Below are 23,344 nucleotides of genomic sequence, written 5' to 3' on the forward strand. Positions count from 1 at the left end.
TCCCCGCCTCTCCGGCCCCCACGGCACCGAAGCCGCCCGCCAAGCCGGCGGCGACGCCGGCCGCCCCCGCGGGCCCGGTGGCCCGTACCGGCGGCGGCTCGTCCAACCGGGTCCGGGCCAGGCTGGCCCGCCTCGGTGTGCAGCGCTCCAGCCCGTACAACCCGGTCCTGGAACCGTTGCTGCGTACCGTCCGCAGTAACGACCCCAAGATCGAGAGCGCCACGCTTCGGCAGATCGAGAACGCCTACCAGGTCGCCGAGCGCTGGCACCGGGGCCAGAAGCGCAAGAGCGGCGACCCTTACATCACGCATCCGCTCGCGGTGACGACGATCCTCGCCGAGCTGGGTATGGATCCGGCCACTCTGATGGCAGGGCTGCTGCACGACACGGTCGAGGACACCGAGTACGGCCTGGACACCCTGCGCCGTGACTTCGGCGACCAGGTCGCGCTGCTGGTCGACGGCGTCACCAAGCTGGACAAGGTCAAGTTCGGCGAGGCCGCGCAGGCCGAGACCGTACGCAAGATGGTCGTCGCGATGGCGAAGGACCCCAGGGTCCTCGTCATCAAGCTCGCCGACCGGCTGCACAACATGCGCACCATGCGGTACCTCAAGCGGGAGAAGCAGGAGAAGAAGGCCCGCGAGACGCTGGAGATCTACGCCCCCCTGGCCCACCGCCTGGGCATGAACACCATCAAGTGGGAGCTGGAGGACCTCGCCTTCGCGATTCTCTACCCCAAGATGTACGACGAGATCGTCCGCCTCGTCGCCGAGCGGGCGCCCAAGCGCGACGAGTACCTCGCCATAGTGACCGACGAGGTCCAGTCCGACCTGCGCGCCGCCCGGATCAAGGCCACCGTCACCGGACGGCCGAAGCACTACTACAGCGTCTACCAGAAGATGATCGTGCGGGGCCGGGACTTCGCCGAGATCTACGACCTGGTCGGCATCAGGGTGCTCGTCGACACGGTCCGTGACTGCTACGCGGCGCTCGGCACGGTGCACGCGCGATGGAATCCGGTCCCCGGCCGGTTCAAGGACTACATCGCGATGCCCAAGTTCAACATGTACCAGTCGCTGCACACCACGGTGATCGGCCCCAGCGGCAAGCCCGTCGAGCTGCAGATCCGTACGTTCGACATGCACCGCCGTGCCGAGTACGGCATCGCCGCGCACTGGAAGTACAAGCAGGAGGCCGTCGCGGGCGCCTCGAAGGTGCGCACCGACGTCCCCAAGAACACCGGGCGCGGCCAGGACACCGTCAACGACATGGCGTGGCTGCGCCAGCTCCTGGACTGGCAGAAGGAGACCGAGGACCCCAGCGAGTTCCTGGAGTCCCTGCGCTTCGACCTCTCCCGCAACGAGGTCTTCGTCTTCACGCCCAAGGGCGACGTCATAGCGCTTCCCGCGGGGGCGACCCCGGTCGACTTCGCGTACGCCGTCCACACGGAGGTCGGCCACCGGACCATAGGAGCACGGGTCAACGGCCGGCTCGTGCCGCTGGAGTCGACGCTCGACAACGGCGACCTGGTCGAGGTCTTCACCTCCAAGGCGGCCGGTGCCGGGCCCTCCCGCGACTGGCTCGGCTTCGTCAAGTCACCGCGTGCCCGCAACAAGATCCGTGCCTGGTTCTCCAAGGAGCGCCGCGACGAGGCGATCGAGCAGGGCAAGGACTCCATCGCCCGGGCCATGCGCAAGCAGAACCTGCCGATCCAGCGGATCCTGACGGGCGACTCCCTGGTCACGCTCGCCCACGAGATGCGTTACCCCGACATCTCGTCCCTGTACGCCGCGATCGGCGAGGGACATGTGGCGGCGGCCGGCGTCGTACAGAAACTGGTGCAGGCGCTCGGCGGCGAGGACGCGGCCAACGAGGACCTGGCGGAGAGCTCCCCGCCCTCGCACGGACGCAACAAGCGCCGCGCCAAGGCGGATCCGGGCGTGGTCGTCAAAGGCGTCGAGGACGTCTGGGTCAAGCTGGCCCGCTGTTGTACGCCCGTACCCGGCGACCCGATCATCGGCTTCGTCACCCGCGGCAGCGGCGTCTCCGTGCACCGCGCCGACTGCGTCAACGTGGACTCGCTCTCGCAGCAGCCGGAACGGATCCTCGAGGTCGAGTGGGCGCCCACCCAGTCCTCGGTCTTCCTGGTGGCCATCCAGGTCGAGGCACTGGACCGGTCCCGGCTCCTGTCCGACGTCACACGGATCCTGTCCGACCAGCACGTCAACATCCTGTCCGCGGCCGTGCAGACGTCCCGCGACCGGGTCGCCACCTCGCGCTTCACCTTCGAGATGGGCGACCCCAAGCACCTGGGGCACGTCCTGAAGGCCGTACGCGGCGTGGAGGGCGTCTACGACGTCTACCGGGTGACCTCGGCCCGCAGGCCGTAGGAGCTGAGGACATGGAGCGGGCCCCGGTACGCGATGCGTACCGGGGCCCGCTCCATGTCCCGCTGCGGCCCGGTCAGCCGCCGAACTCCTCCAGGCCCTTGAGCGCTTGGTCCAGGAGCGCCTGACGGCCCTCCAGCTCACGGGCCAGCTTGTCGGCACGGGCGTTGTTGCCCGAGGCGCGAGCGCTGTCGATCTGCGTACGCAGCTTGTCGACGGCCGCCTGGAGCTGCCCGGTCAGACCCGCGGCACGGGCCCGTGCCTCCGGGTTGGTCCGGCGCCACTCCGACTCCTCGGCCTCCTGGAGCGCCCGCTCCACCGCCTGCATCCGGCCCTCGACCTTCGGGCGGGCGTCACGCGGTACATGGCCGACGGCCTCCCAGCGCTCGTTGAGGGACCGGAACGCGGCCCTGGCCGCCTTGAGGTCCTTCACCGGCACCAGCTTCTCGGCCTCGGTGGCGAGCTCCTCCTTGAGTGTGAGGTTCCCGCCCTGCTCCGCGTCCCGCTCCGCGAAGACCCCGCTGCGAGCGGCGAAGAAGACGTCCTGGGCACCGCGGAAGCGTTCCCACAGGTCGTCCTCGGCCTCGCGCTGGGCGCGGCCCGCCGCCTTCCAGTCGGTCATCAGGTCGCGGTAGCGGGCCGCTGTCGCGCCCCAGTCCGTGGACCCGGAGAGCGCCTCGGCCTCGACGACCAGCTTCTCCTTGACCTTGCGGGCCTCCTCGCGCTGGGCGTCCAGCGAGGCGAAGTGGGCCTTGCGGCGCTTGGAGAACGCCGAGCGCGCGTGCGAGAAGCGGTGCCACAGCTCGTCGTCCGACTTGCGGTCGAGCCGCGGCAGGCCCTTCCACGTGTCGACGAGTGCGCGCAGCCGCTCACCCGCGGAGCGCCACTGCTCGCTCTGGGCCAGCTCCTCGGCCTCGACGACCAGCGCCTCCTTGGCGTGCTTCGCCTCGTCGGTCTGCTTCGCCTTCTGGGCCTTGCGCTCCTCGCGCCGCGCGTCGACCGTCGCGACGAGCGCGTCGAGCCGCTTGCGCAGCGCGTCCAGGTCGCCGACGGCGTGATGCTCGTCGACCTGCCCGCGCAGATGCTCGATGGCGGTCGTCGCGTCCTTCGCCGACAGGTCGGTGGTCTTCACCCGCCGTTCGAGGAGGCCGATCTCGACCACAATGCCCTCGTACTTGCGCTCGAAATAAGCCAGGGCCTCCTCCGGAGAACCGGCCTGCCACGATCCGACGACCTGCTCGCCATCGGCTGTACGCACGTACACGGTGCCTGTCTCGTCGACACGGCCCCACGGGTCGCTGCTCACAGCGCCTCCTCCACCTGATGCCCGTGAGGGGGTTCGCCCCCCTGGCATCGTCCACAGTTTCCTGGGGCGGGCCGCGCCCGCCCTGCACAACGCCAATCTAGGCGACAGGCCGCCCGGCTGTCCGCACTCAGCACGGCCGAAATTGGACCGACGGGTCCTGTCCGGCCGCACCGGACGACTGCCGGGCGGTTCCTGCCGCGTCTGCCGGGGCTCAGGCCTTGTCGACAGCCGCCTTCGAGATGTTCACGGCCTTGGCCGGCGCACCGTCGGCCCCGCCGCCGGTCACACCCGCCTTGCCGATGGCCTCGACGGCCTTCAGGGAGTCCTTGTCCATCGTGCCGAACGGCGTGTAACTGGGCGGCAGCTTGCTGTCCTTGTAGACGAGGAAGAACTGGCTGCCGCCGGTGTGCGCCTGGCCGGTGTTGGCCATCGCCACCGTGCCGGCCGGATACGTCACCGTGCCCTCGGCGCCGGCCTTGCCCAGCGCGGTCAGGTTCTCGTCCGGAATCGTGTAGCCGGGACCGCCGGTGCCGTCGCCCTTCGGGTCGCCGCACTGCAGGACGAAGATGCCGTCCGTGGTCAGACGGTGACACTTCGTGCCGTCGAAGAACTTCTTGTCGGCCAGGGCCTTGAAGGAGTTCGTCGTGTGCGGGGTCTTCGCCGCGTCCATCTCGAACGCTATGTCGCCCTGGCTCGTCTTGAGCGACATCGTGTACTTCGACTTCTTGTCGATCTTCATCGCGGGCTCGGGCGCCGCCTCCTCGGTCGCCGAGGGGGAGGGCGCGGCCGACGGACTCTGGCTCGCGGCCGCGTCCGCCTTGCTGTCCTTGTCGTCGTTGCCGCTCGCGGCGAAGTACGTGGCACCGCCGATGACCGCCACCACGGCCACTGCGGAGGCGATGACGACGGTCAGCCGCCTCGTCCTTCGACGGGTGTCCTCCCGGCGCTGCTGCTGCCGCTCGAACTTCTCCCTGGCGAGCTGCCGCCGCCGCTGATCGCTGCTGACCACCGGGTGATCTCCTTGTACGTCGTGTGATCGGGCCTGGGTTGCCCCGTACCGTATATGGGTTAGCTGTGGAATGAGGAGCGCCGGTAGGCTCTGAACTGCTGCGACCTCGCAGCCGACCTCCCTCGTCGGACGACCATTAAGGACGATCGTGCTCATTGCCGGGTTCCCCGCCGGGGCCTGGGGGACCAACTGTTACCTGGTCGCCCCCGCCGCAGGTGAGGAGTGCGTGATCATCGACCCGGGCCATCAGGCCGCCCCCGGGGTCGAGGAAGCACTGAAGAAGCATCGGCTGAAGCCCGTCGCCGTCGTCCTCACCCACGGCCATATCGACCACGTCGCCTCGGTCGTGCCGGTGTGCGGCGCGCACGACGTCCCCGCCTGGATCCACCCCGAGGACCGCTACATGATGAGCGACCCGGAGAAGGCCCTCGGCCGCTCCATCGGGATGCCGCTCATGGGTGAACTGACGGTGGGGGAGCCGGACGACGTCAAGGAGCTGAGCGACGGCGCGCAGCTGCTGCTGGCCGGTATGGAGTTCGGCGTCTCGCATGCGCCCGGCCATACGAAGGGGTCGGTGACGTTCAGGATGCCCGAGGCCGCGGATGTTCCGCAGGTCCTCTTCTCGGGCGACCTGCTCTTCGCCGGCTCCGTCGGACGCACCGACCTGCCCGGCGGCGACCACGCCGAGCTCCTCGAGTCGCTGGCCCGTGTGTGCCTGCCGCTCGACGACTCGACCGTGGTGCTGTCCGGCCACGGCCCCCAGACGACCATCGGCCGCGAGCGCGCCACCAATCCGTATCTGAGCGGTATGGACGCGCCCCGACGAGGAATGTGACGAGAGCGACATCGTGAGCACCTTCAAGGCCCCCAAGGGCACGTACGACCTGACCCCGCCCGACTCCGCGAAGTACCTCGCGGTGCGCGAGGCGATCTCCGCGCCGCTGAAGAACTCCGGCTACGGCTACATCGAGACGCCCGGCTTCGAGGACGTGGCCCTCTTCTCCCGCGGTGTCGGCGAGTCCACCGACATCGTGTCGAAGGAGATGTACACCCTCACCACCAAGGGCGGCTCCGAGCTCGCGCTGCGCCCCGAGGGCACCGCGTCCGTGCTGCGGGCCGCCCTGGAGGCCAATCTCCACAAGCTCGGCAACCTGCCGGTCAAGCTCTGGTACTCCGGCTCGTACTACCGCTACGAGCGCCCGCAGAAGGGCCGTTACCGGCACTTCTCGCAGGTCGGTGCCGAGGCGATCGGCGCCGAGGACCCGGCCCTGGACGCCGAGCTGATCATCCTGGCCGACCAGGCGTACCGCACCCTGGGCCTGCGCGAGTTCCGCATCCTGCTGAACTCGCTGGGCGACAAGGAGTGCCGGCCCGTCTACCGTGACGCGCTCCAGGGCTTCCTGCGCGAGCTCGACCTCGACGAGGAGACCCGCCGGCGCATCGAGATCAACCCGCTCCGGGTCCTCGACGACAAGCGCCCCGAGGTCCAGAAGCAGCTGACCGGCGCACCCGTGCTGCGCGACTACCTGTGCGACGCCTGCAAGGCGTACCACGAGGAGGTCAGGGACCTGCTCAACGCGGCAGGTGTCGTGTACGAGGACGACGAGAGGCTCGTCCGCGGCCTCGACTACTACACCCGCACCACCTTCGAGTTCGTCCACGACGGTCTGGGCTCGCAGTCGGCCGTCGGCGGCGGCGGCCGCTACGACGGTCTGTCCGAGATGATCGGCGGCCCCGCGCTGCCGTCGGTCGGCTGGGCGCTCGGCGTGGACCGCACCGTGCTCGCGCTGGAGGCGGAGGGCATCGAGCTCGAACTGCCCTCCACGACCAGTGTCTTCGCCGTACCGCTCGGCGAGGAGGCACGACGGGTCCTGTTCGGCGTCGTCACGCAGCTGCGCCGCGAGGGCGTGGCCGCGGACTTCGCGTTCGGAGGGCGCGGCCTCAAGGGAGCGATGAAGAGCGCCAACCGCTCGGGCGCGCGCTTCACCATCGTGGCCGGCGAGCGTGATCTGGCCGAGGGGAACGTCCAGCTCAAGGACATGGAGTCCGGCGAGCAGACGGCCGTACCCCTGGCCGAGGTGACCGAGGCGGTCCGTACCCGCCTCGCGTGAAACACCTGTCGTGGGCGGACCGCCGGGTCCGCCCACGACAGGGGCGCGCCGGGCCCCCTCAACGGCGGGCTGCGGGCGCCCCGTTCCGCCTGTCGTCAACCTGACGGCTGCGTGTTCATCCTGCCGGGCGATTCCGGTCCGGCGGCGGACGTGACACCAACGGTTGGGCCGTACCCCGCCCGAGAGCGTGGACAGAGCCCCGGTTCACGGCGGTGACAGCCCCGCACCCCCTCGTTCCGGGGCCTTGTGCGCCCGCATCCGTGCGCGCATCTTTATGTCCATCGAACGGAAGACCGGTGCGGCCGTACGGCACAATGACCGTGCCCCAGCAGGCCACTCACTGACGGAACGGCGATATGACGACTGCAGCGGTTGACCATCCCTCCTCCGACCAGGACGCGGACGGCGGGAAGAGGACCATCGGCGGCAGTCGCGCGCTGGCACTGCTGCTGGTCATCACGGGCGCTGCCGGACTTCTCGCCGCGTGGGTCATCACCATCGACAAGCTGAAGCTGGCCGAGGACCCCAACTTCGTCCCGGGCTGCAGCCTCAACCCCGTGGTGGCCTGCGGCAACATCATGAAGAGCGACCAGGCGTCGGCCTTCGGCTTCCCGAACCCGATGCTCGGCATGGCCACCTACCCCGTGATCATCGGGATCGGTCTGGCGCTGCTCGCCGGGGCGCGCTTCCGCGGCTGGTACTGGCTGGGGATGAACGCGGGCACGCTGTTCGGTGTCGGCTTCTGCACCTGGCTCCAGTACCAGTCGCTGTACAACATCAACTCGCTCTGCCTGTGGTGCTGCCTGGCCTGGGTCGCCACGATCCTCATGTTCTGCTACGTCACCACGCACAACATCAAGCACCGGATCATTCCCGCGCCGAGCTGGCTGCGCAACGGGCTCACCGAGTTCCACTGGGTGCCCCCGGTCCTGTGGATCGGGATCATCGGCATGCTGATCCTGACCCGCTGGTGGGACTTCTGGACCAGCTGACCGGTCCGCCCGTCGCGGCCCGGCCGGCCTCCGGCCCGGCAGGGATGTCAGTGCGGTGACATAGGCTTCAAAACGTGGAGCCCGACCTCTTTACCGCAGCTGCCGAAGACCGCCAGGAGAAGGACCCGTCCAGCAGCCCCCTCGCTGTCCGGATGCGTCCGCGTACCCTCGACGAGGTCGTGGGCCAGCAGCATCTGCTGAAGCCGGGATCGCCACTGCGCCGCCTGGTCGGCGAGGGCAGCGGGGGACCGGCCGGCCCTTCGTCGGTCATCCTCTGGGGCCCGCCCGGCATCGGGAAGACGACCCTGGCGTACGTGGTCAGCAAAGCCACGAACAAACGATTCGTCGAGCTCTCCGCGATCACCGCGGGCGTCAAGGAAGTGCGCGCCGTGATCGAGGGCGCCCGTCGCGCCACCGGTGGCTACGGCAAGGAGACCGTCCTCTTCCTGGACGAGATCCACCGCTTCTCCAAGGCGCAGCAGGACTCGCTGCTCCCGGCCGTGGAGAACCGCTGGGTCACCCTGATCGCCGCGACCACCGAGAACCCCTACTTCTCGATCATCTCCCCGCTGCTGTCGCGCTCACTGCTGCTGACGCTCGAGTCACTGACCGACGACGATCTTCGCGGCCTGCTGCACCGGGCCCTGACCGACGAGCGCGGACTCGGCGGCGCGGTGACGCTGCCCGAGGACGCGGAGGAACACCTGCTGCGCATCGCCGGGGGCGACGCGCGCCGGGCGCTGACGGCGCTGGAGGCGGCGGCCGGCGCGGCGCTGTCCAAGCAGGAGGCGGAGATCACCCTCGTCACCCTGGAGGAGACCGTCGACCGGGCGGCCGTGAAGTACGACCGGGACGGGGACCAGCACTACGACGTGGCGAGTGCGCTGATCAAGTCGATCCGCGGCTCCGACGTGGACGCGGCGCTGCACTACCTGGCCCGGATGATCGAGGCGGGGGAGGACCCCCGGTTCATCGCCCGGCGGCTGATGATCTCGGCCAGTGAGGACATCGGTCTCGCCGACCCCACGGCACTGCCCACCGCGGTCGCGGCGGCCCAGGCCGTCGCACTGATCGGCTTCCCGGAGGCGGCGCTCACCCTCAGCCATGCCACCATCGCGCTGGCCCTCGCCCCGAAGTCCAACGCGGCGACGCTGGCGATCTCCGCGGCACAGGACGACGTACGGAAGGGACTGGCGGGCCCGGTCCCGGCCCATCTGCGAGACGGCCACTACAAGGGCGCCGCCAAGCTGGGCCACGCGCAGGGCTACGTCTATCCGCACGACGTTCCCGGCGGCATCGCCGCCCAGCAGTACGCCCCGGACGCCGTCCGCGACAAGCGGTACTACCGGCCCACGCGCTACGGGGCCGAGGCGCGCTACGCGGATGTGGCGGACCGGGTCCGCGAGCGTCTGGGCCGTACGGACACCGACGGCGCCGCGAGCGCGCCGGACGGCTCGTAGGGGCCGGGGTCCGGCGCTCCGCCACGACGACGTCGCGGACGGGCGGGTCTCAGTGGGCGGCCGCATCGAAGAGGGTGCGCATGGCGTGGCGCAGCTCCGTCATGTCGCGCACCGGCTCGGGGAACTCGAAGCGGGCGTCGAAGCAGGGCCCGTTCCGCTCGAAGAAGCGGACCCGGAGTCCGAGGCGGTCCAGAGCGACCGGCACGACGGAGGGCCGGCTCCCCGTCCCGGCCCGGGCGGACCGGTCGCCGAGGAGCTCGCACAGTGTTCCCAGCCGTTCGCCGTGGGCTGCGTGCAGATGCTGCAGCAGCTCCGCCTCGTGGGCGGCGAGCGGGTCGGCGGCCGCGTCCCCCAGCTCCTCCGGCTCGACCGCCTCCGCACCCCACAGGTCCTCGACATGGGCCTCGCCCGTCTCCAGCCGCAGCAGCATCCGGCCGGGGCCGGCCATTCCGGGTACGGACGTGAGCCATCCGCAGACGCGGGCCCGGCCGCGGATGCGGTGCGGGACGGAGACCGGGGCGACGTCCGTGATCTCCAGCACGGCCGCCAGCTCGTCGTCCTGGGCGTGCGTCGCAGCCCGCACAGCCGGGGAATCAGCGGGGAATTCGAGGAAGAGGTCGCCGTCCGGACCCACGGTCCGGGACAGCGGCATCAGCTGGTCCGAGCCCGCCGTCTCCAGCCCGGGGATGAGCAGCACCGCGGAGCAGGTACTCTGTACGAGAGTTCGTGTGCGCTCGGCTGCTGACGGCATCCGTGTGTTTTCAAGCCCGCTGGGACGCGGCTGACCACGATCAGATCGGCCTTCCGTCGTAGCAGCACTTTTCTGTGTGCTGCCGCTGTCTGTGCTGTCCGTGACGTGTGTGGTGTTCCCAGGGCGAGACATGCGATCTCCTTGAGTAAGGTGAGCCTAACCTAACCTACAACGGAGGTCTGGAGAACGTGCCTAATCAGTCGCGTCCCAAGGTCAAGAAGAGCCGCGCGCTCGGCATTGCGCTGACGCCGAAGGCCGTCAAGTACTTCGAGGCCCGCCCCTACCCGCCGGGCGAGCACGGCCGTGGCCGCAAGCAGAACTCGGACTACAAGGTCCGTCTGCTCGAGAAGCAGCGTCTGCGCGCCCAGTACGACATCAGCGAGCGCCAGATGGCGCGTGCCTACGACCGCGCCAAGAAGGCCGAAGGCAAGACGGGCGAGGCGCTGGTCGTCGAGCTCGAGCGCCGCCTCGACGCGCTGGTCCTGCGTTCCGGTATCGCCAAGACGATCTACCAGGCGCGCCAGATGGTCGTTCACGGCCACATCGAGGTCAACGGTGGCAAGGTCGACAAGCCGTCGTTCCGTGTCCGTCCGGACGACATCGTCATGGTCCGCGAGCGCAGCCGCGAGAAGTACCCCTTCCAGGTGGCCCGCGAGGGTGGTTACGACACCGACGGTGAGACCCCGCGCTACCTGCAGGTGAACCTGAAGGCCCTGGCCTTCCGCCTTGACCGGGACCCGAACCGCAAGGAAATCCCCGTGATCTGCGACGAGCAGCTCGTCGTCGAGTACTACGCCCGCTGATTCAGGCGTAGCCGCTCAACACCGGCGCTCAGGCCCGCCCCTCTCCGATCGGGGAGGCGGCGGGCTTTCGCGTCGCCCCGGCCGGGGACGGCGGACCCGGTGGCTGCGGGCGCCGCTCGCCGGGCCTGCCCGACAGGGCCCTGGCCACCACCGCGTCGATGCCCAGACCGGCGCCCGCGCTCCGCTCCGACGCGTACGACTCCTCGCCCAGCTCATGGCGGGCCAGCTCCTCGCAGCGGGCCCGGGGCCCGCCGTAGTGCGCCGAGCCGAACAGCGGCAGCCCCACCGACGGCCAGATCCGGTCGGCGGCCCCCTGCAGCAGAGCCGCCTCCGCCGGGTCGCCCTCGACCACTGTCACGAGCGCCAGCAGCTCCAGGGTGAGCACGGTGCCCAGGCGGTCATGGAACGTGTGGCTGATGGCCAGCGACTCCCCGAGCAGCTCGCGGGCCCGGGCGGGGCGGCCGCGCTGCAGTGCCGCGAAGCCCAGGACGTACAGCGCGTAACTGAGCGCCCACCGCTCCCCGTGGTCCTCGCAGATCTCCCGTACCTCTTCGCAGATCGCGACCGCGCCGTCCAGGTCGCCCTGGAACCCGACCGTCATGGCCAGTTCGATCTGGGCCATCAGTACGTTGCTGTTCAGTTCGCCGAGTTCCCGGTAGCGGCCGAGCGCCTCCTGCAGCAGTTCGTGTGCGCGCGCCATGTCGTCCGTGACCAGGGCCAGGCAGCCCGTGCGGTGCACCGCGTACGCCGACGCCACGGCGTCCCCCGCCAGATCCGCCTCCTCCCGGCACTCCGTCAGCGCCGAGATCGCGCCCACCGGATCGCCCTGGAGGACCGCGACGTACCCGAGCACCCACAGCGCCTTCAGCCGCGAGGTGTCGTACGGCGTCTCCTCCTCCCGTACGTGCTCCAGCCAGTGCCGGCCCTCCGAGAGGCGTCCGCAGCCGACCCACAGGAACCAGAGCGTGCCCGCCAGGTACTGCGCGAGGTGCGCTTCCTCGGGGCTCTCCAGTGAACACTCCATGGCCCGCCGGAGGTTCGGCAGCTCGCTCTCCACCCGGGCGGCGACCTCCGCCTGCCGAGGGCTGAACCAGTCGAGCTCGCACCAGGTCGCCAGCCCCAGGAACCAGTCCCGGTGACGGCGGCGCAGCCGGTCCGTGTCACCCGTGGCCGCGAGCCACTCGGCGCCGTACTCCCGCACCGTGTCCAGCATCCGGTACCGGGCGCCCACGGCCGACTCCTCGCGCAGGACCACGGACTGCGCCAGCAGTCCGGACAGCACGTCCAGCACCGAGTCGGCCGGCAGGTCGGGACCGCTGCAGATGTACTCGGCCGCCTCCAGGTCGAACTGCCCCGCGAAGACGGACAGCCGTGCCCACAGCAGCCGCTGCTCGGGCGCGCAGAGCTCATGACTCCAGCCGATGGCCGTACGGAGCGTCTGGTGGCGGCCGAGCGCACTGCGGCTGCCACCGGTCAGCAGCCGGAAACGGTCGTCCAGCCGCTGCAGCACCTGCTCCGTCGACAGCGCCCGCAGCCGGCCGGCGGCCAGTTCCAGCGCGAGCGGAATGCCGTCGAGGCGCCGGCACAGCTCCAGGGCCGCGCCCCGGCTGTGCTCGGACAGCCGGAAGCCGGGCTGCACCGAGGCGGCCCGCTCGGCGAAGAGCAGCAACGCGTCCTCGTCGCACATCGTCGCGAGCGGGTAGCCGCTCTCGCCGTCGAGGTCCAGCGGCAGCCGGCCCGCTGCCAGCACCCGCAGCCCCGGTGCGCGGCGCAGCAGATCCCGTACCAACTCCGCACAGGCGTCGACCAGATGCTCGAAACCGTCGATCACCAGCAGGAGCCGGCGCTCGGCGCAGTGTTCGAGGAGTGTCGAGCGGGGCGGCCTGCTCGTATGGTCCGTGAGACCCAGCGCGTCGACCATGGCGTGCTCCAGCAGTGCCGCGTCGTGGACCGCCGACAGCTCCACCAGCCAGACCCCGTCGCAGTACCGTTTCTCCAGGAGCGACGCCACTCTGCCGACCAGCCTGGACTTGCCGACCCCGCCCACCCCGACGACGGTGACGAGCCGCGACTCCTCCAGCAGCCCGGCGACATCGGCCAGTTCTCTGTCGCGACCAACGAATCTGTTCAGCTCCGCCGGCAGATTGCCCGGGTGACGGGGCGTCGGAGCCCCGGGGGAGGCGGCCGTGGGGCCGGGATCGTCGGAGGACGGAAAGGGGCGCTGAGTGCGTCGCATGAAACACGCAGAGTACTGGCCCGAAAGCGCTCCGTACAATCTCGTTGCCGGAACTCCCGCCGGGCCGACCGGTCATGCGGTACAGGGCGCGAGCCCCGGCGCGATAGGCTCGGGGCACGGCGACCGGCCGCCGCGACGGCCCCGCCGAACAGCAGGAAACAAGACAGACAGACGACAAGCCAGAGAGCGGTGCACTGTGTCCGGTGGTGAGGTGGCCGGGATCCTGGTGGCCGTCTTCTGGGCGATCCTGGTTTCGTTCCTCGCCGTCGTGCTGGTGAGGCTCGCCCAGACGCTCAGGGCGACCACGAAACTCGTGGCGGACGTGACCGAACAGGCCGTCCCGTTGCTCGCCGACGCCTCCGCGACCGTACGCTCCGCGCAGACCCAGCTCGACAAGGTCGACGCGATCGCGACGGACGTCCAGGAAGTCACCTCCAACGCCTCGGCCCTCTCCACCACCGTCGCCTCCACCTTCGGCGGCCCGCTGGTCAAGGTCGCGGCGTTCGGTTACGGGGTCCGGCAGGCCATCGGCCGCAGGACGAGCCCCGAACCGGAAGCGCGCTCCCGGCGCTCGGTGATCGTCGGCCGGACCGTGCCGTCCGCGCGTGGCAGGAAGCGCGACGGCAGAAACTCCCGCGGATCGAAGGACTGACGCAGCGATGTTCCGCCGTACGTTCTGGTTCACCGCCGGCGCAGCCGCCGGCGTCTGGGCCACCGCCAAGGTCAACCGGAAGATCAAGCAGCTGACCCCCGAGAGCCTCGCGGCGCAGGCCGCGGACAAGGCACTCGTGGCCGGTCACAAGCTCAAGGACTTCGCCCTGGACGTCCGCGAGGGCATGTCCAGACGCGAGGCCGAACTGGGCGAGGCGCTCGGGCTCGAAGCGCCCGTCGACCCCGATCTCCCCGTGCAGCGCCACTTCGCCGTCGAGGCGGACGAGCCCGAGGCGCCCCGCAGACTTCCCCGCACGTCACGCACCTACAACTCGTACAACCGGAATGAGGACCACTGATGGAGTCGGCAGAAATTCGCCGCCGCTGGCTGAGCTTCTACGAGGAGCGCGGTCACACCGTCGTCCCTTCGGCGTCGCTCATCGCGGACGACCCGACTCTGCTGCTGGTCCCGGCCGGCATGGTGCCCTTCAAGCCGTACTTCCTCGGCGAGGTCAAGCCGCCCGCGCCGCGCGTCACCAGCGTGCAGAAGTGCGTCCGTACACCGGACATCGAAGAGGTCGGCAAGACCACCCGGCACGGCACGTTCTTCCAGATGTGCGGGAACTTCTCCTTCGGTGACTACTTCAAGGAAGGCGCCATCGAGTACGCCTGGGAGCTGCTGACCGGCTCCGTGGCGGACGGCGGCTTCGGTCTCGACCCCGAGCGGCTGTGGATCACGGTCTACCTCGACGACGACGAGGCCGAGCAGATCTGGCGCGACAAGATCGGTGTCCCGGCCGAGCGCATCCAGCGCCTCGGCAAGAAGGACAACTTCTGGTCCATGGGCGTCCCCGGCCCCTGCGGCCCCTGTTCCGAGATCAACTACGACCGCGGCCCCGAGTTCGGCGTCGAGGGCGGCCCGGCCGTCAACGACGAGCGGTACGTGGAGATCTGGAACCTGGTCTTCATGCAGTACGAGCGCGGCGCCGGCGACGGCAAGGACGACTTCCCGATCCTCGGCGACCTGCCGTCCAAGAACATCGATACCGGCCTCGGCCTCGAACGCCTCGCGATGATCCTGCAGGGCGTGCAGAACATGTACGAGACCGACACCCTGCGCGTCGTCATGGACAAGGCCACCGAGCTCACCGGGGTCCGCTACGGCGCCGCGGCCGGCACGGACGTCTCGCTGCGCGTGGTCGCCGACCACATCCGTACCTCCGTCATGCTCATCGGCGACGGCGTCACCCCCGGCAACGAGGGCCGCGGCTACGTGCTGCGCCGCATCATGCGCCGGGCCATCCGCAACATGCGGCTGATGGGCGCCACCGGCTCGGTCGTGAACGAGCTGGTCGACGTCGTGATCAACACGATGGGGCAGCAGTACCCCGAGCTGGTCACCGACCGCAAGCGCATCGAGACCGTCGCGCTCGCCGAGGAGGCCGCCTTCCTCAAGGCCCTCAAGGGCGGCACCAACATCCTGGAGACCGCCGTCACGGAGACCAAGGCCGCAGGCGGCCAGGTCCTCGCCGGTGACAAGGCGTTCCTGCTCCACGACACCTGGGGCTTCCCGATCGACCTCACCCTGGAGATGGCCGCCGAGCAGGGCCTCTCCGTGGACGAGGACGGCTTCCGCCGCCTCATGCAGGAGCAGCGGGACAAGGCGAAGGCCGACGCCAGGGCCAAGAAGACCGGTCACGCGGACCTCTCCGCCTACCGCGAGGTCGCCGACAACTCCGGCGTCACCGAGTTCACCGGCTACCTCTCGACCGAGGGCGAGTCGACCATCGTCGGTCTCCTCGTCGACGGTGTGTCCTCGCCCGCCGCCTCCGAGGGCGACGAGGTCGAGGTCGTCCTGGACCGCACCCCGTTCTACGCCGAGGGCGGCGGCCAGCTCGCCGACCAGGGCCGGATCCGGCTCGACAACGGCGCCGTGATCCAGGTCCGCGACGTCCAGCAGCCGGTGCCCGGCGTCTCCGTGCACAAGGGCTCGGTCCAGGTCGGCGAGGTGACGGTCGGCGCCTCCGCCTTCGCCGCCATCGACAACACCCGCCGGCGTGCCATCGCCCGCGCCCACAGCGCCACCCACCTCACGCACCAGGCGCTGCGCGACGCGCTCGGCCCGACGGCCGCCCAGGCCGGTTCGGAGAACTCCCCGGGCCGCTTCCGCTTCGACTTCGGTTCGCCCGCCGCCGTACCCGGCACGGTCCTCGTCGACGTCGAGCAGAAGATCAACGAGGTCCTGTCGCGGGAGCTCGACGTCCAGGCCGAGGTCATGTCGATCGACGAGGCCAAGAAGCAGGGCGCCATCGCCGAGTTCGGCGAGAAGTACGGCGAGCGGGTCCGCGTCGTCACCATCGGCGACTTCTCCAAGGAGCTGTGCGGTGGCACGCACGTCGGCAACACCGCCCAGCTCGGCCTGGTGAAGCTGCTCGGCGAGTCGTCCATCGGCTCCGGTGTGCGCCGTATCGAGGCCCTCGTCGGCGTCGACGCGTACAACTTCCTCGCCAAGGAGCACACGGTCGTCGCCCAGCTCCAGGAGCTGGTCAAGGGCCGCTCGGAGGAGCTTCCGGAGAAGATCGCCTCGATGCTCGGCAAGCTGAAGGATGCCGAGAAGGAGATCGAGAAGTTCCGCGCGGAGAAGGTCCTGGCGGCCGCCGCGGGCCTGGTCGACTCCGCCAAGGACGTACGGGGCGTCGCCCTGGTCACCGGTCAGGTGCCGGACGGCACCTCGGCCGACGACCTGCGCAAGCTCGTCCTCGACGTCCGCGGGCGCATCCAGGGCGGCCGGCCGGCCGTCGTGGCCCTGTTCACCACGGCCAACGGCCGCCCGCTGACCGTCATCGCCACCAACGAGGCCGCACGCGAGCGTGGCCTCAAGGCCGGTGACCTGGTCCGTACCGCCGCCAAGACGCTCGGCGGCGGTGGCGGCGGCAAGCCGGACGTCGCGCAGGGCGGCGGCCAGAACCCGGACGCCATCGGCGACGCCGTCGCCGCTGTCGAACGCCTCGTCACCGAGACGGCGTGACGCCGGACATGACGATGCGCCGCGGTCGCCGGCTGGCGATCGACGTCGGGGACGCCCGCATCGGGGTCGCCTCGTGCGACCCCGACGGGATCCTTGCCACGCCGGTGGAGACCGTGCCGGGACGCGACGTCCCGGCCGCCCACCGGCGGCTCGGTCAGATCGTCGCGGAGTACGAGCCGATCGAGGTCATCGTCGGCCTGCCACGCTCCCTGGGCGGCGGTGAAGGGCCGGCCGCGGCCAAGGTCCGCGCCTTCACCGACGTGCTCGCCCGTGCGGTTGCACCCATTCCGGTGCGATTGGTGGACGAGAGGATGACCACAGTGACGGCCAGTCAAGGGCTGCGCGCCTCGGGCGTGAAGTCCAAAAAAGGCCGATCCGTCATTGATCAGGCTGCCGCTGTGGTGATCCTCCAGAACGCTCTGGAGTCCGAACGGGCTTCGGGCAATCCACCCGGCGAGGGCGTCGAAGTGGTTGTCTGATCGCGATACGGTAACGTTCCGCGCGATGCGGCGGTGTTCGAACAAACACCGCACAGCAAAGAGACGGGACCTCGTCTCGCGGCTCAAGGGGATCGATGACTGAGTATGGCCGGGGCCCCGGCTCCGAACCGTGGCATCCCGAGGATCCCTTGTTTGGGGACCAGGGATGGGGAGGTCAGCAGCCTGCCCACGGCCAGAGCCAGTACGGCGGCCAACAGCCCGACCCGTATGCCCAGCAGCAGCCGCAGGACCCGTATGCGCAGGACCCGTACGCCCAGCAGCCGCAGTATCAGCAGCAGCCGCAGGACCCTTACGCGCAGCAGCAGTCTCAGCAGCATCAGCAGCACCAGCAGGATCCGTACGCGCAGCAGCCGCCGCAGTACCAGCAGCAGCCCCCGTACGGTCAGCAGCAGGATCCTTACGCCCAGCAGCCTTCCTACAACGGCGGCTGGGACACCGGTCAGCAGCCCGCCGCGATGCCGTACGAGGGCCAGCCCGGCGCCTCGTACGGCTACGGCGAGACGAACGACTACTACGGCACCCCCGAGGCGTACCCGCCGCCGCAGCCCCCGGGCCACCGCGAGGCCGAACCCGCACCGGCGCCGGCGCAGAACCCGGACTGGGACCCCGAGGTCCAGCCGGAGGAGACCCACCCGTTCTTCACGGGTGCGGACGACGGCAAAGCCAAGGACGACAGCGACGAGTACGACGACGACCCGCGTGAGTCCCGCCGCGGGAACGGCGACGGCGAGCGTCGCGGCAAGGGCAAGAAGAAGAAGGGGCGCAGCGGCTGCGCCTGTCTGGTCGTCTCCCTCGTCCTGGCCGGCGGTCTCGGCGGCGTGGGCTACTTCGGCTACTCCTTCTACAAGGACAAGTTCGGCTCGGCCCCTGACTACGCGGGTAGCGGCTCGGGCTCGGTCGAGGTGGAGATCCCGAAGGGCGCGTACGGGTACGACATCGGCAACATCCTGAAGAAGGCCGGGGTCGTCAAGAGCGTCGACGCTTTCGTCTCCGCGCAGAACGAGAACCCCAAGGGGAAGTCGATCCAGGCCGGGGTCTATCTCCTCCATGAGGAGATGTCGGCGTCCGAGGCCGTGAAGATGATGGTCGACCCGAAGAGCCAGAACCTTCTGGTGATTCCCGAGGGAACCCGCAACGTTGCCGTCTACGCGATGGTCGACAAGAAGCTGGGCCTCAAGAAGGGCACGACCCAGGCCGTCGCCAAGTCCAAGAAGTCCGATCTGGGCCTGCCCGACTGGGTGAGTAAGAACAAGGACATCAAGGACCCGCTGGAAGGATTCCTCTACCCGGCCGCGTACCCGGTGACGAAGGAAACCAAGCCGGAGGCCATTCTGGAGAAGATGGTCTCCAGGTCCAACGAGGAGTACAAGGACCTCGGCCTCGAAGCCGCCGCCAAGAAGTACAAACTGGATGGTCCGTGGCAGGTGCTCACCGTGGCCAGCCTGGTCCAGGCGGAAGGCCTCACGCACGACGACTTCCGCAAGATGGCGGAGGTCGTCTACAACCGCCTGAAGCCTGACAACGTGGCCACCAACCGCAAGCTCGAATTCGACTCTGCGTTCAATTACCTCAAGAACCAGAGCGAGATCAAGATCAGGTCGAACGAGATCCGGACGAACCCGGATCCCTACAACACCTACTACCACGCCGGTCTTCCGCCTGGGCCCATCGGCAACCCCGGGGACGAAGCCCTGCGCGCGACGATCAGCCCCACGGCCGGCGGGTGGATGTTCTTCATCTCGCTCGACGGCAAGAAGACGCAGTTCACCAAGACGGTCGCCGAGCACGAGAAGCTCAACGAGAAGTTCAAGGAAATGCATGACCTCGACTGACCGGCGCCACCGGGCAGCCGTCCTGGGCTCGCCCATCGCGCACTCGCTCTCCCCGGTCCTGCACCGCGCGGCGTACGCCGAACTCGGCCTCGACGACTGGTCGTACGACCGGTTCGACGTGGACGAGGCGGCGCTTCCCGGCTTCGTCGAGGGGCTGGACTCCTCCTGGGCCGGGCTCTCCCTCACCATGCCGCTGAAGCGGGCGATCATCCCGCTGCTGGACTCCATCAGCGAGACGGCGTCCTCTGTCGAGGCCGTGAACACGGTCGTCCTCACCGAGGGCGGTCGGCGCACCGGCGACAACACGGATATCCCGGGCATGATCGCCGCCCTGCGGGAGCGCGGTGTCGAGAAGACCGAGTCCGCCGCCGTCCTCGGCGCCGGAGCCACTGCCTCCTCCGCGCTCGCCGCGCTCTCGCAGATCTGCACGGGGCCGGTCACGGCCTACGTCCGCAGCCGCGAGCGCGGTGACGAGATGCGTGGCTGGGGCGAGCGGCTCGGGGTCGATGTGCACATCGCGGACTGGGCCGAGGCCGAGCAGGCACTGCACGCACCGCTGGTCATCGCGACCACCCCGGCGGGTGCCACGGACGGGCTGATGGACGCAGTCCCGGAGCGTCCCGGCACGCTGTTCGACGTGCTGTACGAGCCCTGGCCCACCGGACTTGCATCCGCTTGGGAGAGCCACAGCGGCGCAGTCATCGGAGGTCTTGACCTCCTGGTGCACCAGGCCGTCCTCCAGGTCGAGCAGATGACGGGCCGTTCGCCCGCACCGCTGGCCGCCATGCGCCAGGCCGGCGAGCAGGCTCTGGCCGCCCGCTGAAGGCACACCCGGCCCGGCCGGCCGTCCGTCTGATGGACCGGCGGCGGGCCGGAGGGCCCGGTCGTGGGAGGATCGAGGGCGGCGGGCCAGGGCCGCGCACCCGGTCGCGCCGTTGGAGTTAACAGGCGCGAGCATGAGGAGCACCGTTGAGCAGGTTGCGCTGGCTGACCGCCGGAGAGTCGCACGGCCCCGCACTGGTGGCGACGCTGGAGGGTCTTCCCGCCGGCATCCCCGTCACCACGGAGATGGTGGCGGACGCGCTCGCCAGGCGACGGCTCGGATACGGGCGCGGCGCCCGGATGAAGTTCGAGAAGGACGAGGTCACCTTCCTCGGCGGGGTCCGGCACGGTCTGACCATGGGCTCGCCGGTCGCCGTGATGGTGGGCAACACCGAGTGGCCCAAGTGGGAGCAGGTCATGTCGGCCGACCCGGTCGACCCCGAGGTGCTGGCCGCCCAGGCCCGTAACGCCCCGTTGACCCGCCCCCGGCCCGGCCACGCCGACCTCGCCGGCATGCAGAAGTACGGCTTCGACGAGGCCCGGCCGATCCTGGAGCGCGCCAGCGCCCGGGAGACCGCGGCCCGCGTCGCCCTCGGTGCCGTCGCCCGGTCGTACCTCAAGGAGACGGCCGGGATCGAGATCGTCAGCCACGTGGTCGAACTGGCCGCGGCGAAGGCGCCCTACGGGGTCTACCCCGTCCCCGCCGACGTCGAGAAGCTCGACGCCGACCCGGTGCGCTGCCTCGACGCCACCGCGAGCAAGCAGATGATCGCCGAGATCGACCAGGCCCACAAGGACGGTGACACGCTCGGCGGTGTGGTCGAGGTGCTGGCGTACGGAGTGCCGGTCGGCCTCGGTTCGCACGTGCACTGGGACCGGCGCCTCGACGCCCGCCTCGCCGCCGCGCTCATGGGCATCCAGGCCATCAAGGGAGTCGAGGTCGGCGACGGCTTCGACCTCGCCCGGGTGCCGGGTTCGCAGGCGCACGACGAGATCCTGGTGACCGACGACGGGATCAGGCGCGCCTCCGGCCGCTCCGGCGGAACCGAGGGCGGACTGACCACCGGCGAGCTGCTGCGCGTCCGGGCCGCGATGAAGCCGATCGCGACCGTGCCGCGCGCGCTCGCCACCGTCGACGTGCAGACCGGTGAGCCGGCCAAGGCCCACCACCAGCGCTCCGATGTCTGTGCCGTTCCGGCAGCCGGCATCGTCGCCGAGGCGATGGTCGCACTCGTCCTCGCCGACGCGGTCGCGGAGAAGTTCGGCGGCGACAGCGTCGCCGAGACCCACCGCAACGTCCAGTCGTACCTCGACAACCTCCAGATCCGATGAGCGGTCCGCTGATCGTCCTGGTCGGGCCCATGGGCGTCGGCAAGTCCACGGTCGGCGAGCTGCTCGCCGACCGGCTGGGCACCGGCTACCGGGACACCGACGCCGATGTCGTCGCGACGGCCGGCAAGCCCATCTCGGAGATCTTCTACGACGAGGGCGAGGAGCACTTCCGCGCACTGGAGCGGCAGGCCGTCCGGGCCGCGGTCGCCGAGCACGGGGGAGTCCTCTCGCTCGGCGGCGGCGCCGTCCTCGACGAGGCGACGCGCGCCCTGCTCGCCGACCACGCCGTCGTCTACCTCTCGATGGACGTCGACGAGGCGGTGAAGCGGGTCGGGCTCAACACCGCGCGCCCGCTGCTCGCCGTGAACCCGCGCCGGCAGTGGCGCGAGCTCATGGAGGCCCGCCGCCACCTCTACACGGAGGTGGCCCGCGCGGTCGTCGCCACCGACGAGCGCACACCGGAAGAGGTCGCCCAGGCGGTCCTCGACGCACTGGAGCTGCCGGACGCACCGTCCGGCCGGGAGAACCGAACGATGACCGACCAGGCCCCCACCCGCATCCAGATCGCCGGCAGCGCGGGCACCGACCCGTACGAGGTGCTGATCGGCCGGCAACTCCTCGCGGAGCTGCCCACGCTCATCGGTGAGCGCGCCCAGCGCGTCGCGGTCCTGCACCCGGAGGCGCTCGCCGAGACCGGCGAGGCGGTCCGCCAGGACCTCGCGGACCAGGGCTACGAGGCCATCGCGATCCAGCTGCCCAACGCCGAGGAGGCCAAGACCGTCGAGGTCGCCGCCTACTGCTGGAAGGCGCTCGGCCAGACCGGCTTCACCCGCACCGATGTCATCGTCGGTATCGGCGGCGGCGCGACCACGGACGTCGCCGGCTTCGTCGCCGCCTCCTGGCTGCGCGGGGTGCGCTGGATCGCCGTACCCACGACCGTGCTCGGCATGGTCGACGCGGCCGTGGGCGGGAAGACCGGCATCAACACCGCCGAGGGCAAGAACCTCGTCGGCGCCTTCCACCCGCCGGCCGGCGTGCTCTGCGACCTGGCCGCGCTGGACTCGCTGCCGGTCAACGACTACGTCTCCGGCATGGCGGAGATCATCAAGGCCGGCTTCATCGCCGACCCGGTGATCCTCGACCTCGTCGAGGCGGACCCGCAGGGCGCGCGTTCGCCGCAGGGGCCGCACACCTCCGAGCTCATCGAGCGGGCCATCCGGGTCAAGGCCGAGGTCGTCTCCAGCGACCTCAAGGAGTCCGGGCTCCGCGAGATCCTCAACTACGGGCACACGCTGGCCCACGCGATCGAGAAGAACGAACGCTACAAGTGGCGCCACGGCGCGGCCGTCTCGGTCGGCATGGTCTTCGCCGCCGAGCTCGGCCGCCTCGCCGGACGTCTGGACGACGCCACCGCCGACCGGCACCGCACCGTCCTGGAGTCCGTCGGACTGCCGCTCACCTACCGCGGCGACCAGTGGCCCAAGCTGCTGGAGAACATGAAGGTGGACAAGAAGTCCCGGGGCAGCCTGCTGCGGTTCATCGTCCTGGACGGCCTCGGCAAGCCGGCCGTCCTGGAGGGTCCCGACCCGGCCGTGCTGCTCGCCGCCTACGGCGAGGTCTCGGCGTGACCCGCCGGGTGTTCGTCCTCAACGGGCCCAACCTCGGCCGGCTCGGCTCCCGGGAGCCCGACGTCTACGGAGCCACTTCGTACGCCGGCCTCGTCGACACCTGCCGCACCCTCGGCAAGGAGCTCGGCTTCGACGTCGACGTCCGTGAGACGAACGACGAGGGGGAGCTGATCCGCTGGCTCCACGAGGCAGCGGACGGTTCAATTCCGGTCGTTCTCAACCCGGGCGCCTTCACCCACTATTCGTACGGGATGCGGGACGCGGCGGCCCAGCGCACCGCCCCGCTGATCGAGGTGCACATCTCGAACCCGTACGCGCGGGAGGAATTCCGCCACACCTCCGTGGTCGCGCCCGTGGCCACCGGGACCGTGGCCGGATTCGGCATCGGCTCCTACCGGCTCGCCCTGCGCGCGCTGGCGGACGAGCTGACGGACTGACGCACCGCCGCACCGGAAGGCCGACTGGCCGACGGGGCACTGTGGACCCTCCCCGGCCG

At 70.2% G+C, this 23,344-nt stretch carries 18 protein-coding genes and 1 pseudogene; 15 read left to right on the forward strand and 4 right to left on the reverse strand.

Annotated features, from left to right (window positions below):
- Nucleotides 1-2,390, forward strand: a 2,390-nt coding sequence (locus tag JGS39_RS20575) for a RelA/SpoT family protein (RefSeq protein WP_236065773.1), incomplete at its 5' end; no start/stop codon positions are given.
- A 73-nt stretch (nucleotides 2,391-2,463) separates the two neighbouring features.
- On the opposite strand, the gene JGS39_RS20580 is transcribed toward JGS39_RS20575, so the two are convergent.
- Together JGS39_RS20580 and JGS39_RS20585 are read right to left on the reverse strand one after the other, a co-directional pair.
- Complete coding sequence (locus JGS39_RS20580; RefSeq protein ID WP_219570681.1) at nucleotides 2,464-3,693, reverse strand: DUF349 domain-containing protein; 1,230 nt, start codon at nucleotides 3,691-3,693, stop codon at nucleotides 2,464-2,466.
- 211 nt (nucleotides 3,694-3,904) lie between these two features.
- Complete coding sequence (locus JGS39_RS20585; protein WP_219570682.1) at nucleotides 3,905-4,702, reverse strand: peptidylprolyl isomerase; 798 nt, start codon at nucleotides 4,700-4,702, stop codon at nucleotides 3,905-3,907.
- Nucleotides 4,703-4,850: 148 nt separating this feature from the next.
- Between JGS39_RS20585 and JGS39_RS20590 the strand changes: the two genes are divergently transcribed.
- The 4 genes from JGS39_RS20590 (at nucleotide 4,851) to JGS39_RS20605 (ending at nucleotide 9,265) form a co-directional block, all read left to right on the forward strand.
- Entirely contained in the window at nucleotides 4,851-5,537 is a 687-nt protein-coding gene (locus tag JGS39_RS20590; protein ID WP_219570683.1) for an MBL fold metallo-hydrolase, read from the forward strand.
- 13 nt (nucleotides 5,538-5,550) lie between these two features.
- Nucleotides 5,551-6,813 (forward strand): histidine--tRNA ligase, encoded by a 1,263-nt coding sequence (gene hisS, locus JGS39_RS20595; RefSeq protein WP_219570684.1) that lies wholly within the window; start codon nucleotides 5,551-5,553, stop codon nucleotides 6,811-6,813.
- 356 nt (nucleotides 6,814-7,169) lie between these two features.
- On the forward strand, nucleotides 7,170-7,805 hold the full coding sequence (locus JGS39_RS20600; RefSeq protein ID WP_219570685.1) for a vitamin K epoxide reductase family protein: 636 nt from the start codon (nucleotides 7,170-7,172) through the stop codon (nucleotides 7,803-7,805).
- A gap of 74 nt (nucleotides 7,806-7,879) precedes the next feature.
- On the forward strand, nucleotides 7,880-9,265 hold the full coding sequence (locus tag JGS39_RS20605) for a replication-associated recombination protein A (protein WP_219570686.1): 1,386 nt from the start codon (nucleotides 7,880-7,882) through the stop codon (nucleotides 9,263-9,265).
- 49 nt (nucleotides 9,266-9,314) lie between these two features.
- Here JGS39_RS20605 and JGS39_RS20610 read toward each other — a convergent pair whose 3' ends face one another.
- Nucleotides 9,315-10,016 carry a DUF2470 domain-containing protein gene (locus tag JGS39_RS20610; protein WP_219570687.1) on the reverse strand — a complete coding sequence of 234 codons (702 nt, stop codon included), beginning with the start codon at nucleotides 10,014-10,016 and terminating at the stop codon, nucleotides 9,315-9,317.
- A 188-nt stretch (nucleotides 10,017-10,204) separates the two neighbouring features.
- Here JGS39_RS20610 and rpsD point away from each other — a divergent pair, with 188 nt between their 5' ends.
- On the forward strand, nucleotides 10,205-10,819 hold the full coding sequence (rpsD, locus tag JGS39_RS20615; RefSeq protein ID WP_136327444.1) for a 30S ribosomal protein S4: 615 nt from the start codon (nucleotides 10,205-10,207) through the stop codon (nucleotides 10,817-10,819).
- A gap of 15 nt (nucleotides 10,820-10,834) precedes the next feature.
- On the opposite strand, the pseudogene JGS39_RS20620 reads toward rpsD, so the two are convergent.
- Nucleotides 10,835-13,055, reverse strand: a pseudogene (locus JGS39_RS20620) (ATP-binding protein).
- Between the two features lie 211 nt (nucleotides 13,056-13,266).
- On the opposite strand from JGS39_RS20620, the gene JGS39_RS20625 reads away from it, so the two are divergent.
- The 9 genes from JGS39_RS20625 to aroQ all read left to right on the forward strand — a co-directional run bounded on the left by JGS39_RS20625 (nucleotide 13,267) and on the right by aroQ (nucleotide 23,285).
- Nucleotides 13,267-13,707 (forward strand): DUF948 domain-containing protein, encoded by a 441-nt coding sequence (locus JGS39_RS20625; protein ID WP_219570689.1) that lies wholly within the window; start codon nucleotides 13,267-13,269, stop codon nucleotides 13,705-13,707.
- A gap of 7 nt (nucleotides 13,708-13,714) precedes the next feature.
- Nucleotides 13,715-14,065, forward strand: a complete 351-nt coding sequence (locus JGS39_RS20630; RefSeq protein WP_219570690.1) for a DUF6167 family protein — start codon at nucleotides 13,715-13,717, stop codon at nucleotides 14,063-14,065.
- On the forward strand, nucleotides 14,065-16,734 hold the full coding sequence (alaS, locus tag JGS39_RS20635) for an alanine--tRNA ligase (protein WP_219570691.1): 2,670 nt from the start codon (nucleotides 14,065-14,067) through the stop codon (nucleotides 16,732-16,734). The genes JGS39_RS20630 and alaS overlap by 1 nt, the downstream gene beginning before the upstream one ends.
- Before the next feature lie 14 nt (nucleotides 16,735-16,748).
- Nucleotides 16,749-17,213: a Holliday junction resolvase RuvX gene (ruvX, locus tag JGS39_RS20640; RefSeq protein WP_371604883.1), complete on the forward strand. Its 465-nt coding sequence runs from the start codon at nucleotides 16,749-16,751 to the stop codon at nucleotides 17,211-17,213.
- A 95-nt stretch (nucleotides 17,214-17,308) separates the two neighbouring features.
- Complete coding sequence (gene mltG / locus JGS39_RS20645) at nucleotides 17,309-19,066, forward strand: endolytic transglycosylase MltG (protein WP_219570692.1); 1,758 nt, start codon at nucleotides 17,309-17,311, stop codon at nucleotides 19,064-19,066.
- On the forward strand, nucleotides 19,053-19,889 hold the full coding sequence (locus JGS39_RS20650; RefSeq protein WP_219570693.1) for a shikimate dehydrogenase: 837 nt from the start codon (nucleotides 19,053-19,055) through the stop codon (nucleotides 19,887-19,889). Before mltG ends, JGS39_RS20650 begins: the two co-directional genes overlap by 14 nt.
- Nucleotides 19,890-20,035: 146 nt before the next feature.
- Nucleotides 20,036-21,220 (forward strand): chorismate synthase, encoded by a 1,185-nt coding sequence (gene aroC / locus JGS39_RS20655; protein ID WP_219570694.1) that lies wholly within the window; start codon nucleotides 20,036-20,038, stop codon nucleotides 21,218-21,220.
- A complete protein-coding gene (gene aroB / locus JGS39_RS20660; protein WP_219570695.1) occupies nucleotides 21,217-22,848 on the forward strand; it encodes a 3-dehydroquinate synthase in 1,632 nt (543 codons plus the stop codon). Before aroC ends, aroB begins: the two co-directional genes overlap by 4 nt.
- Nucleotides 22,845-23,285: a type II 3-dehydroquinate dehydratase gene (aroQ, locus tag JGS39_RS20665; protein ID WP_073729478.1), complete on the forward strand. Its 441-nt coding sequence runs from the start codon at nucleotides 22,845-22,847 to the stop codon at nucleotides 23,283-23,285. The genes aroB and aroQ overlap by 4 nt, the downstream gene beginning before the upstream one ends.
- Nucleotides 23,286-23,344: the final 59 nt, after the last annotated feature.

This window comes from Streptomyces poriferorum, from assembly GCF_019399235.1.
In the GTDB taxonomy this organism is placed as follows: Bacteria; Actinomycetota; Actinomycetes; order Streptomycetales; family Streptomycetaceae; genus Streptomyces; species Streptomyces poriferorum.